The sequence below is a fragment of the Curtobacterium sp. ODYSSEY 48 V2 genome (genome assembly GCF_023712625.1).
Taxonomy (GTDB): Bacteria; Actinomycetota; Actinomycetes; order Actinomycetales; family Microbacteriaceae; genus Curtobacterium.
This window is the reverse complement of record NZ_JAMAXX010000001.1, coordinates 490,268-501,937: the sequence shown is the minus strand read 5'-3', so window position 1 is coordinate 501,937 and position 11,670 is coordinate 490,268. Positions and strand designations below refer to the sequence as shown.

General features: G+C 70.9%; 10 protein-coding genes and 1 tRNA gene. 5 read left to right on the top strand and 6 right to left on the bottom strand.

The window, feature by feature from the left end; translation table 11 throughout:
• Nucleotides 1-81: 81 nt before the first annotated feature.
• From M3666_RS02455 to M3666_RS02430, 6 genes are read right to left on the bottom strand one after another with little or no spacing between them, the layout of a single operon-like run.
• Entirely contained in the window at nucleotides 82-1,812 is a 1,731-nt protein-coding gene (locus M3666_RS02455; protein ID WP_066651142.1) for a protein kinase, read from the bottom strand.
• Nucleotides 1,809-3,263: a penicillin-binding protein 2 gene (locus tag M3666_RS02450; RefSeq protein WP_066651145.1), complete on the bottom strand. Its 1,455-nt coding sequence runs from the start codon at nucleotides 3,261-3,263 to the stop codon at nucleotides 1,809-1,811. The genes M3666_RS02455 and M3666_RS02450 overlap by 4 nt, the downstream gene beginning before the upstream one ends.
• A complete protein-coding gene (locus M3666_RS02445; protein ID WP_251154392.1) occupies nucleotides 3,260-4,708 on the bottom strand; it encodes an FtsW/RodA/SpoVE family cell cycle protein in 1,449 nt (482 codons plus the stop codon). The genes M3666_RS02450 and M3666_RS02445 overlap by 4 nt, the downstream gene beginning before the upstream one ends.
• Nucleotides 4,705-6,090, bottom strand: coding sequence for a Stp1/IreP family PP2C-type Ser/Thr phosphatase (locus M3666_RS02440; RefSeq protein ID WP_066651160.1), 1,386 nt, complete (start codon nucleotides 6,088-6,090; stop codon nucleotides 4,705-4,707). The genes M3666_RS02445 and M3666_RS02440 overlap by 4 nt, the downstream gene beginning before the upstream one ends.
• Nucleotides 6,091-6,097: 7 nt before the next feature.
• Nucleotides 6,098-6,667, bottom strand: coding sequence for an FHA domain-containing protein (locus M3666_RS02435; RefSeq protein ID WP_251154391.1), 570 nt, complete (start codon nucleotides 6,665-6,667; stop codon nucleotides 6,098-6,100).
• Nucleotides 6,664-7,344: a DUF3662 and FHA domain-containing protein gene (locus M3666_RS02430; protein WP_066651163.1), complete on the bottom strand. Its 681-nt coding sequence runs from the start codon at nucleotides 7,342-7,344 to the stop codon at nucleotides 6,664-6,666. Before M3666_RS02430 ends, M3666_RS02435 begins: the two co-directional genes overlap by 4 nt.
• Before the next feature lie 110 nt (nucleotides 7,345-7,454).
• On the opposite strand from M3666_RS02430, the gene M3666_RS02425 reads away from it, so the two are divergent.
• The 5 genes from M3666_RS02425 (at nucleotide 7,455) to M3666_RS02405 (ending at nucleotide 11,659) form a co-directional block, all read left to right on the top strand.
• Nucleotides 7,455-7,541: transfer RNA gene (locus M3666_RS02425), tRNA-Leu, on the top strand.
• A gap of 272 nt (nucleotides 7,542-7,813) precedes the next feature.
• On the top strand, nucleotides 7,814-8,809 hold the full coding sequence (locus tag M3666_RS02420; RefSeq protein WP_251154390.1) for a matrixin family metalloprotease: 996 nt from the start codon (nucleotides 7,814-7,816) through the stop codon (nucleotides 8,807-8,809).
• A gap of 94 nt (nucleotides 8,810-8,903) precedes the next feature.
• Nucleotides 8,904-9,620, top strand: coding sequence for a GntR family transcriptional regulator (locus M3666_RS02415; protein WP_209684753.1), 717 nt, complete (start codon nucleotides 8,904-8,906; stop codon nucleotides 9,618-9,620).
• A 90-nt stretch (nucleotides 9,621-9,710) separates the two neighbouring features.
• Complete coding sequence (locus M3666_RS02410; RefSeq protein WP_251154389.1) at nucleotides 9,711-10,709, top strand: sugar phosphate isomerase/epimerase; 999 nt, start codon at nucleotides 9,711-9,713, stop codon at nucleotides 10,707-10,709.
• Nucleotides 10,706-11,659, top strand: coding sequence for a 3-hydroxyacyl-CoA dehydrogenase family protein (locus M3666_RS02405; RefSeq protein WP_066651174.1), 954 nt, complete (start codon nucleotides 10,706-10,708; stop codon nucleotides 11,657-11,659). Before M3666_RS02410 ends, M3666_RS02405 begins: the two co-directional genes overlap by 4 nt.
• The last annotated feature ends 11 nt before the right edge of the window (nucleotides 11,660-11,670 follow it).

Sequence of the window (11,670 nt, the reverse complement as noted above, 5' to 3'; positions counted from 1 at the left end):
GGTTCCTGCCCGAACGCTGACGACGGGGGCTGCCGACGAACCGTTACACAACGGTGTCGACAGCCCCCGTTCGGGTGACGATCAGTTGGCGTCCTGCGGGCCCGTCGGGGTCGGGGTCGGGGTGCCCGAGGGCGTCGGGTCCTCGGCCTGTTCCCACGTCGCCGTCGCGGCGTCCGAGGACTCGGAGGCAGCGAGCGAGCCGCACGTGACCGTGTAGGTGAAGGACACCTCGTCGTTCACGGCGTCCGCCTGGATGGTGACGGCCGTCGAGCTGGTGTCCCCGGAGGTGGCCCCCGAGGCGTCCTTGCCGCCCGTGACCGTCCACGTGTACTTCGACACGTCGTAGCCGTCGGGGCACGTCGCGCCCGACCAGCTGAAGGTGACCTGGCCGGACTCGGACACCGTCCCCGCGGTCGGGGTGTTCGGCTTGTTGGCCGTCGGCGGCGTCGTGTACTGGGTGAGCGTGACGAGGGTGCCCTCGACGACGCTGCCGGTCGGGGTGAGGTCCGCGACGGTGCCGGCCTGCTCCGCCGTCGGCGCGGGGCTGCCGTCCTGCACGGTGACCTCGAAGCCGCGGCCCTGGAGCTCGTTCCGGACCTCGTCGGCGCTGCGGCCGACGTAGTCGCTCTTGTTCAGGAACACCCGTGCCGTGGTCGGTGTCGGTGTCGGCGTCGACCTGGTCGGCGCGGCCGAGGCCGACGTCGGTGCGGGGTCCGGGTCGTCGGAGCCGCCGAGCGCGAAGGCCGCGATGACCCCACCGATGACGAGCACCGCGAGGACCCCGACGAGCCACCAGATCCAGGCGCGCTTCTTGGTCGGCTCCTCGTCCTCCGGCGCTGCCGGTGACCGCGGCGTGCCGGGAGGGCCGGCGACGGCTCCGGCCTGCGTGCCGATGAGCGCGGTCGCCGCGTCGTTGCCCGGACGCTGCGGCGGGTTGAACGCGACGGTGCCCGCGCCGCCGACTGCAGGCACGGCGACGGTCGCTGCGGCGACGTCCCCGCGCCGCAGCGCCTGGGACGCGCGGGCCAGGTTCGCCGCGGTCGCCGGACGGTCCGCCGGCTTCTTGGCGATGCAGGACAGCACGAGTGCCGAGACCGGCTCGGGCACGTCACCGGGCAGCGCGGGCGGCTGCTCGTTGATGTGCGCCATCGCGATCGCGACCTGGGACTCGCCGGTGAACGGACGACGCCCGGCCAGGCACTCGTACGCGACGATGCCCAGCGAGTAGATGTCGGTCGACGGCGATGCCGGGTGGCCGCTCGCCTGTTCCGGGGACAGGTACTGGACGGTGCCCATCACCTGGCCCGTCGCGGTGAGCGGGACCTGGTCGGCGATGCGCGCGATACCGAAGTCGGTGATCTTCACACGGCCGTCGGGCGTGATGAGCAGGTTCCCGGGCTTGATGTCACGGTGCACCAGGCCGACGGCGTGGGCGGCCTGCAGGGCGTTCGCCGTCTGGGCGACGATGTCGAGCACCTTGTCGACCGGCAGCGTGTGCTCCCGCTCGATCATGGTGGACAGGGCCTCGCCCGGGACGAGTTCCATCACCAGGTAGGCGCTGCCGTCCTCCTCGCCGTAGTCGAAGACGTTGGCGATCCCCTCGTGGTTGACGAGGGCAGCGTGGCGCGCCTCTGCGCGGAAGCGCTCGAGGAAGCCCGGGTCGCCGAGGTACTCGTCCTTGAGGATCTTGAGTGCGACGGTCCGGCCGATGACGAGGTCGGTCGCCTGCCACACCTCACCCATGCCGCCGATCGCGACCCGCGAGGAGAGCTGGTACCGCCCACCGAAGGTGAGTCCGCTGGTGGGTCTCATTTGTTCAGCACCGCCTCCATGACCTTCTTCGCGACCGGGGCCGCGACCGTGTTGCCGACGCCGGACTGCCCGAGTCCGCCGCCGTTCCCGACGACGACCGCGACGGCCACCTCCGGGTTCTTCGCCGGGGCGAACCCCGTGAACCACAGCGTGTACGGATCACCCGTACCGCCTTCCGCCGTACCCGTCTTGCCGGCGACGTCGACTCCGTCGATCTTGGCATTGGTGCCGGTCCCGCCGCTCACGACGCTCTGCATCGCCTCGGTCAGGTCGGCGGCCTCGGAGCCGGACAGCGGGTCGCTGTACTGCTTCGGCGAGAACGACTCGACGGTCTTCAGGTCGCTCGTGGTGATCGAGTCGACGAGCGAGGGCTGCATGACCTTGCCGCCGTTCGCGATGCCGGCCGACACCATCGCCATCTGCAGCGGCGAGACGCGCACGCTGGCCTGCCCGAACGCGCTCAGCATGAGCTGGGCGGTCGAGTCGACGTCGGGGTACTGGCTCGCGGTGGCGCGCATCGGGACCTCGATCGCGTCACCGAAGCCGTACTCGTCCGCGACGGACTTGATCGTGTCGTACCCGAGCTTCTGGCCGAGCTCGGCGAACGGGATGTTGCACGAGAACTGGATCGCCGTCCGGAGCTTGACCGTGTCGCCACCGCCGCAGGAGCCGCCCTCGGCGTTGTTGATGTACGAGCTGGTGCCCGGCAGCTGCAGGCGCGACGGGTTCGGGAACTCGGAGTCGAGCGAGTACTTGCCGTCCTTGAGCGCGGCGGAGGCCACGACGAGCTTGAAGACCGATCCCGGCGTGTACAGGTCGCCGCCGATCGCCCGGTTCTGCAGCGGGGTCGGGGTCTGCTGCAGCAGGGCGTCGTACTGCTGCTTGACCTGCGCGGTGTCGTGCGAGGTCAGGGCGTTCGGGTCGTACGCCGGCTTCGACACCATCGCCAGGATCTTGCCCGTGCTGGGCTGGATCGCGACGACCGCACCGCTGTTCTCGCCGAGTGCGTCGTACGCGGCCTGCTGCACGTCCGGGTCGATGGTGAGGTTGACGTTGTCGCCCTGGACGTCCTGCCCGGTGAGGATCGCGTTGAGGTTCTGGAAGAACGACGCGTCGGAGTTGCCGGAGAGCACGGCGTTCTCGGCGCTCTCGATGCCCGTGTTGCCCTGGCCGATGGTGAAGTAGCCGGTCACGGCGGAGTACAGCGCACCGTTCGTGTACTTGCGCTGGTACTGGTACTGGTCGTCCGAGGGGGTCGACTCGGCGATCGGGCTGCCGTCGACCAGGATCGCGCCGCGCTTGGTGGAGTAGCTGTCCAGGATCGTGCGGGAGTTCCGTGAGTCGGCACGCAGGGTGTCGGCGGCGAAGAACTGGATCGAGGTCGTCGACACGAAGAGCGCGACGAACATGAGCACGATGACGGTCGAGACGCCGCGGAGCTGTCGGTTCACCGGGTGCGCTCCTTCCTGGTCGTCGCACCGCGTCCGGAACGGCCACGGGCGGCGGGGACCGCGCCCTGCTGGACGCGCTGTTCTGCGGGGATCGAGTCGGTCAGTCGCAGCAGCATCGCCGCGATGATCCAGTTCGCGATGAGCGACGAGCCACCCGCGGCCATGAAGGGTGTGGTCAGACCGGTCACCGGGATGATCCGGGTGATGCCGCCGACGACGACGAACACCTGCAGGGCGATGATGAAGCCGAAGCCGACACCGAGCAGCTTGCCGAAGTCGTCCTGCGCCATGAAGGCCACGCGGAGGCCCCGCGACGCCAGCACGATGAACAGGGCGAGGATCGCGAAGACGCCGATCAGCCCGAGTTCCTCGCCGAGCGACGCGACGATGTAGTCCGCGTTGGCGACGGGCGTGATGTACGGGCGGCCCTGACCGAGGCCGGTACCGGTGATCCCGCCGTTCGCGAAGCCGAACAGGCCCTGGACGAGCTGGTAGCTGCCCTGGGTCTGTCGGTCGAAGATCGCCTGGTCGAACGGGTCGAGCCACTGCTCGAAGCGACCCCGCACGTAGACCAGGACCGACTGCGCGACGAGGGCACCGCCGACGAACAGCCCGAGCCCGATGACGACCCAGCCGAGCCGGGCGGTCGCGACGTAGATCATCACGAGGAACAGGCCGAAGTAGAGCAGCGCCGTACCGAGGTCGCGCTGGAACACCAGAACGGCCATGGCCGACGCCCACATCACCAGGATCGGGCCGAGGTCACGGGCGCGCGGGAAGGTCATGCCGGCGAACTTCTTGCCGACGATCGACAGCGAGTCCCGGGCGGTGACGAGGTACCCGGCGAAGAACAGCGCCATCGTGATCTTCGCGAGCTCGCCGGGCTGGAACGAGAACGGGCCGATGCGGATCCACACGCGGGCGCCCCCGACGTTCTCCCCGATGCCGGGGAGCATCGGGAGGAGCAGCAGCGCGATCGTCGCGAACATGAAGATGTAGCGGTAGCGCTGCAGGAAGCGGTGGTTGCGGACCGCGACGACGGTGATCGTCGCCAGGACCATCGCGAGCATCGTCCAGACGATCTGCTTGACGCCGATCGCGTCCCAGCCGGTCAGGCCGTTGTGCACGTCGATGCGGTAGATCTCGGCGATGCCGATGCCGTTGAGCACCAGGGCGATGGGCAGCACGAACGGGTCCGCGTGCTTCGCGACGACGCGGAGCACCACGTGCATGACGAGCGCGAGGCCGAGGATCCCGCCGCCGACCCAGAGCACACCGGTGTCGAAGATGCGGCCCTTGGTGCCGAGCTGGACGAGCACCATCGCGCCGGCGCAGATGCCGCACGCGATGACGAGCAGCACGAGCTCGAGGTTCCGGGCCCGGGCCGGCTCCCGCAGCTTGATGGTGATCGCCTGCGTGAAGGACTGCGCGGTCGCGGTGCTCATCGGCCGTCCCCCGGGCTCTCGGACGGCGAGGCGCTGCCGGACGGCGAGGCGCTGCCCGACGGTGACCCCGACCGGGTCGGGGTGGGCGACGGCGACGAGTCCGCATCGCCGCCCGTGCCGGCCTGGTCCTGGCCGGTCTCGGCGGCCTTCCGCAGCCGGTCCACGATGTCGCGCGCGTCGGAGAGCGAGGTCGCGTTGATCGTCGACCGCACGTTCTCGCGCGTGTAGTCCGGGAGCGACGTGACCGAGATGTCGGTGTCCTCGTAGACGTCCGACAGCGCGATCGGCCCGATCGACTGCTGCACGCCCTGGTAGATGGCGACCGTGCCGCGGTCGGTGCCGACGTAGTAGTGCGCCTGGGTGATCCGCCAGCCCAGGAACACCGCCCCCACGAGGGCCGCGACGGCGACGACGAGCGCGATCGACCAGGCCACGCGGCGTCGGATGCGCCGACGGCGGTCCTCGGCGATGAGCTCGGCGAAGTACTGGTCGGACTCGGGCTCGAAGTGGGAGTCCTCCGGCACGGCGCTCACCTTGAGCGGGTGGAGCAGGATCGTGGGGAGGCGGATCGGCTTGCGACCGGTCGACGCCTCGAAGGTCAGGGGTGCCGCGGCGGAACCGACCGTGGTGGCGGCGGCGTCGTCGTCCTCGGGTTCCGTGTCGGTGACGTCCATCACGACGACGGTCACGTTGTCCGGGGCACCGTGGTCGAGCGTCTCCTTGACCAGGCGCTGCGTCACCTGGTTCGCGTCCATGGTCGACGCGAGCGCGTGCCGGATCCGCTCCTCGGCCAGGTACGACGACAGACCGTCCGAGCAGAGCAGCCAGCGGTCGCCGGTCTGGATGTCCATGACGGCGGTGTCGACCTCGGGGGCGGCGTCGACGTCGCCGAGCACGCGCATGAGCACCGAGCGCCGGGGGTGGACGGCGGCTTCCTCCGGCGTGATGCGACCGCTGTCGACGAGGCGCTGCACGAAGGTGTGGTCGGAGGTGATCTGCTGCAGCTCGCCGTCGCGCAGGCGGTAGATGCGGGAGTCGCCGATGTGCGCGATGGCGATCTGCTCGCCGACCCGGATGAGTGCGGACACCGTGGTGCCCATGCCGGTGAGTTCCTGGTGCTCGAACACCGTCTCGGTGATGAGCTGGTTCGCGGCGATGAGCGCGGACTGCAGGGCGAACTCGGCATCGTGCGCGGACGGGAACTCGCGGTCGACCTCGCGGATGCGGCGGATGGCGATCGCGGACGCGACGTCGCCGCCGGCGTGGCCGCCCATGCCGTCCGCGACGGCGAAGAGGTGCGTGCCGGCGTAGCCGGAGTCCTGGTTGTTGGCGCGGATGCGCCCCACGTGGGACACAGCGGCGCTCAGCGTGCGAGCCGTCATGTCCCGGTTACCGCCGCAGCTCGAACGTCGTCGTCCCGATCGTGATCGGCGTCCGTTCCGCGATGGTCACGGGCCCGGTCACCTTCTGACCGTTGACGAACGTGCCGTTCGTGGACTCGAGGTCGGACAGGACCCAGCCCTCGCCGCGGAGGTCGAGGCGGGCGTGGTTGGTCGACGTGTAGTCGTCGCGGATGACGACGTTCGACTCGCTGGAGCGTCCGATGGTGATCGGACCGCCGCCGAGGGGCATCTCCATGCCCTCGCGGGAGCCCTCGGTGATGACGAGGCGCGTCGCGACGCCGGTCGGCGGTGCGGAGCCGGACTGCTGCTGTGTCGGGCCCGCGGGTTGGCCGATCAGCTCCGTGAACGCGCCGGGCGCTGCGGCTGCAGGAGCCGCGGCGGCGGGCACGGTCGGCGTCGTCGGTGCGGACGCTCCGGCCTTCGGGTCGGTCGGGATGGTGCGGACACGTTGGCCGAACAGGTCGCTCCGCAGGGCGAAGACGATGACGAACACGAACAGCCACAGCACCGCGAGGAAGGCGAAGCGCAGGACGAGCAGGGTCAGGCCCGTGGTCATCGCGCACCTCCGTCGTTCTCCGGGATCACCCGGAACACCATACGGGTACGACCGATCTCGATGGTGGAGTCCGGCTCGACGATGGCCTGCTGGAAGCGTTCGCCGTTCAGCTTCGACCCGTTCGTGGACCCGAGGTCGTTGGCCTGCGCGTGCTTGCCGTCCCAGATGATCTCGACGTGCTTCCGACTCGTCCCGGTGTCGGCGACGGTGATGTCCGCGTCGGTGCCGCGCCCGATCACGGTGCGGCCGCGGTGCAGCCGGTGGCGCTGCGACCCGATGTCGAGCACGGCGACCCACGCCACGTCACGCTGCACCGTCGACGAGTCGACCTGCAGGATGCCGGTGGACAGCGTGCCGTCCTGCTGCAGCGTGATCGAGACCGGTCCGGAGAAGGAGTAGTTCTGGGCCACCGCGTGCTGCTGCACCATCTGCGACAGCTCGTCGATGAGCGGGCGCCCGATGTCGTTCATCCGCGTGTGGTCCGGCGGCGCGAGGCGCACCGTGAACTCGTTCGGGACGAGGATCCGCTCGCGGGAGACCACGGCGGCCTTCGTGTCGAGCTCCCGCCGCAGCGCGCTGGAGATCTCGACGGGCTGCACGCCGGAGCGGAAGGTCTTCGCGAAGGTGCCGTTGACGGCGCGCTCCAACCCTCGCTCGAAGCTGTCCAAGAGGCCCATGTGTCTCCGTGTTCGTCGGTCAGGGACCACTGCATGGTAGTGGGTGGCGCTCGTGCCCGTCTGTGCGTGGTCACGGGCACCCTCCGTCGCGTGCTAGTGTTGCCGGGCTGGCGCGAGTGGCGGAATTGGTAGACGCGCACGGTTCAGGTCCGTGTGCTGGAAACGGCGTGGGGGTTCAAGTCCCCCCTCGCGCACCAGGTGAGGAACGGCCCCCGGAGGAATCCGGGGGCCGTTCCGCGTTCCGGCGCCGATGCTCCCCACGACCGGCCTGGAGGCTCGTCCCACCTCCGTCCGTCGGCCGCAGCCGTGCACGGATCGGGTCCGCCTCGGCGCGCCGACCGGGTCGGCCCATCGACCCCGTGGTGACCGCCGGCCTGCCCGTTCTGGGGGTTGCCCGTCCGCTGCCGCTCTCCGCACACTGATCGGCGTCGTACCGGGTCGTGCCGGTGCGCCTGCTCCTGGAGGACCCATGCGGACGTCGTCCGTGACCGCTGCCGTGGTCGCACTCGGGACCGCGCTCGTCGCGGTCGTCACCACCAGCGTCGGGGTCGCCCCCGCGCACGCCGCGCCGTCGTGCCGCGGTGACCGGATCACGGTCGCCGAGCTGTCCGGTGGCTGCGTCGTCGCGTCCGGCTCGGTCGTGCTCCCCGACGGTCGCGTCTTCGCGGTGCCCGACGCCGGCACGACGGTGACGGCGCTGCCGGTGGCGACGACGACCGGTGGTGACCCCGGGGACGCCTCGGTGACGAACACCGGCGCGGCAGGCATCGCCGTGGCGGTCGACGGCCGCTGGTCCGGCGCCCCTGCTGCCGTCCGGCGGGTGCTCGCACTGCGCGAGGGCCGCGTCGCCGCCGGGCACGACGCCGGTGCGGGTGCGGCCACGACCGGCACCGGATCGGCGGCCTCGAGCTGCACGGACCGGTCCTACACGCTCCTGGCGTACCGCTGGACGAGGGACGTCCGGTGGTGGTCGAACCCGACGGGAGCGAAGGCGGCGGATCGCGTGGCGATCCGTGCGGGTGCGACGGCGTGGAGCGGACGGCTCGGGACCTGCGGGCGCTCGATCACGTCGAGTGCCGCGAACACCTGGGTCAGCACGACGGCGAGGACCCCCGCGGTCTCGAGCACCGGGGGCTGCGGCGACCCCGACCGTCGGAGCGTCACCGGCTGGGGCTCCCTGCCCGCGGGCACGCTCGCGACCACGTGCGTGTGGTCGCAGGACGGCATCGCGGTCGAGGCGGACCAGCGCTACTCCACCCGGTACGCGTGGTCGTCGACGGCGACGTGCTCCGGGAACCGGTACGACCTGCGCGGCGTCGCGACGCACGAGTGGGGGCACGCGTACGGCCTCGGCCACACCGCAGCCTCGTCGGCCCTCGTCATGAAGCCGGCGGCCGCGCCGTGCGACGTCGCCCAACGCAGCCTCGGGCTCGGGGACGCCCTGGGTATCGACGCCCGGTACTGACGATCGCCGACGGTGCCCGGCGCCGGCGCACACCGGCCACCGCCGCCGCCTGACGCGCAGGTCGCGGGACCCTGCACTCTCTAGGATCGACCGCATGACGAGCACGATGCCGGGCTTCGGCTCCGCGCGGATCACCCAGATCGGGTTGCGCGACCGCGTGTACGACCGGGTGCTCGAGGTGCTCATGGGGCACGACGTCGAGCCCGGGATGCGCCTGTCGATCGACGGTCTCGCCCGGACGCTCGGCGTCTCCCCGACCCCGGTGCGCGAGGCCCTCGTGCAGCTCGAGCGGACCGGCCTGGTCACGCGCGAAGCCAACAAGGGGTACCGCGTCGCGCCGCCGCTCGCCGGCGACCAGCTCGAGGCGCTGTTCGACGCGCGGCTCATCGTCGAGAGCGGGGCGGTCGAGCTCGCGGCACGCGGGGACGTGGCCGTGCTGCGGGAGCGGCTCGCTGCGGCGCTCGCCGAGCAGGAGGCCGTGGCCGCCGAGGTCGCCCGGGTCGGCGCCCGCCGTGCGTCCGAGGAGCTGATGGCCCGGTTCTTCCGCTCCGACTGGCGGTTCCACCAGCTCGTGTTCGACGCGACGAGGAACCCCTTCCTCGAGGAGATGTCCGCGATCATCACGACGCGGGTGCACCGCATGCGGCAGATCGTCGAGGGCGGGGACGACGACACCGAGCGGGCGGTCGCCGAGCACCGTGCGGTCCTCGATGCCCTCGCCGTGGACGCGCCCACGGCCGTGGCGGCGATGCGGCACCACATCGACGCGGTGCGGGTGCGCTCCCGGGCCGACGCGTCACACTCCGCCTGACGGAACGGGGTTGCGCTCTGGCTCAGCGCGACTATCTTTCCTATAGGAAAGAGGTTCAAGGATGAACCGTGTGATGCAAGGGAGCACTCCGTGAGCACACCGCAGGACTGGGTCGAGCAGGACTGGGACCCGGACAGCTGGACCGACCGGACGTGGCCGATCGCCGTCTGCCTGCACGGCTTCGACCGGGTCACCCGGGACGGCACCGCCTTCCACGACGCCCCCGTCGAGGTGTGGGACGACGTGTTCGCGCAGATCGCCGCAGCGGGCTTCTCGCTCGCCGAGCTGGCCGACAGCCACGTCCGCCCCGCGGACCTCGAACGGTCCCGGCGCGACGAGCTCTTCGCGGTCGCGGCGGCCCACGGCGTGGGGATCCCGTCGGTGCACCTGCAGCGTCGGAGCGTGATCCAGCCCGGGCACGAGGAGGAGAACCTCGCCTACGCCCACCGCACGATCGACGCGGCGGCCGAGTGGGGCATGCAGGTGTTCTCGACCGGACTGCACCAGCCGTTCTCGGAGGCCCAGCAGCGCGCGCTCTGGTTCTGGACGGCTCCCGGGCCGAAGGACCCCGAGGACCCCGACGTGTGGGACGCGGCCGTCCGACGCCTCCGCGAACTCGGGGAGCACGCGGCGAGCGTCGGCCTGCCGATGGCCCTCGAACTGTACGAGGACACCTACCTCGGCACCGCGGACAGCGCGGTCCGGCTCGTCGAGGAGATCGGGCTCGACACCGTCGGTCTCAACGCCGACGTGGCGAACCTCGTCCGCCTGCACCGTCCGGTCGAGGACTGGCGGGAGCTCTTCGCGAAGACGATGCCCCACACGAACTACCTGCACGTGAAGAACTACACGCGCGACGAGGCGGGCGACGGCAGCTGGGCGACGAGTGCGCCGAGCACGATGGAGACCGGGCTCATCAACTACCGCCAGGTCCTCCGGGACGCGGTCGCCGACGGCTTCCGCGGGATCGTCATGACCGAGCAGTACGGCGGGGACAGCCTCGGCGTCTGCGCCACCAACCAGCAGTACATCCGGTCGGTGCTCGCCACGACGAGCATCGGCACGAAGCACGGAGGAGCAGTCCGATGAGCACCCTCGACATCGCCGTCGTCGGGTCCGGGTACATGGGCGGCGGGATCGCCCAGGTCCTCGCCCTCGCCGGTCACACCGTCCGCATCGCCGACGTCTCGGCCGAGATCGCGCAGCAGAACCTCGAGCGGCTGATCCGCGAGACGGGCCAGTTCGTCGCCGACGGCCTGTTCCCGGAGGACGCCGTCGCGCGGGTCACCGCGCACCTCAGTGCCGCCGAGTCGATCGAGGCCGCCGTCGCGGACGCCGACTTCATCGAGGAGGCGGTCCCCGAGAAGCTCGCGATCAAGCACGAGACCCTGCGTCGGATCAGCGCCGCCGCCCGACCCGACGCCGTCATCGGCTCGAACACGTCGACGATCCTCATCGAGAGCCTCGCCGAGGCCGTCACCGGTCCGGAGCGCTTCCTCGGCGTGCACTTCTCGAACCCGGCGCCGTTCATCCCCGGTGTCGAGCTCATCCCGCACCCCACCACCGGCGAGCACGCGGTCACCGTCGGCGAAGCAGTCGTCGCGGCGACCGGCAAGCAGTCTGCACGGGTGCAGGACTCGACGGGGTTCGTGCTGAACCGCCTGCAGTACGCCCTGTTCGAGGAAGCATCGAAGATCGCGGACGAGGGCATCGCCAGCCCCGACGACATCGACACGATCGTCCGGACGACCTTCGGGTTCCGCCTGCCCTTCTTCGGCCCGTTCGCGATCGCGGACATGGCGGGACTCGACGTCTACGCGTTCTGCTTCGAGTCGCTGCAGACCCGCTGGCCCGAGCGCTTCGCCACCCCGCCGACGCTGCAGCAGCACGTCGACGCCGGCGAGCTCGGCACGAAGACCGGATCGGGCTACCTCGACGTGCCCGCCGACCGCACGCCGGAGCTCGTCGCCTACCGGAACAGGGCCTACGTCGCCATGCAGGAGCTCCTCGACGAGCTCGGCCCGGCCCCGATCCACTGAAGGAGCACGCG

Coding starts and splice junctions, on each gene's coding strand:
- M3666_RS02455 (WP_066651142.1), bottom strand. CDS start 1,812: ATGAGACCCACCAGCGGACTCACCTTCGGTGGGCGGTACCAGCTCTCC.
- M3666_RS02445 (WP_251154392.1), bottom strand. CDS start 4,708: ATGAGCACCGCGACCGCGCAGTCCTTCACGCAGGCGATCACCATCAAG.
- M3666_RS02440 (WP_066651160.1), bottom strand. CDS start 6,090: ATGACGGCTCGCACGCTGAGCGCCGCTGTGTCCCACGTGGGGCGCATC.
- M3666_RS02435 (WP_251154391.1), bottom strand. CDS start 6,667: ATGACCACGGGCCTGACCCTGCTCGTCCTGCGCTTCGCCTTCCTCGCG.
- M3666_RS02430 (WP_066651163.1), bottom strand. CDS start 7,344: ATGGGCCTCTTGGACAGCTTCGAGCGAGGGTTGGAGCGCGCCGTCAAC.
- M3666_RS02420 (WP_251154390.1), top strand. CDS start 7,814: ATGCGGACGTCGTCCGTGACCGCTGCCGTGGTCGCACTCGGGACCGCG.
- M3666_RS02415 (WP_209684753.1), top strand. CDS start 8,904: ATGACGAGCACGATGCCGGGCTTCGGCTCCGCGCGGATCACCCAGATC.
- M3666_RS02405 (WP_066651174.1), top strand. CDS start 10,706: ATGAGCACCCTCGACATCGCCGTCGTCGGGTCCGGGTACATGGGCGGC.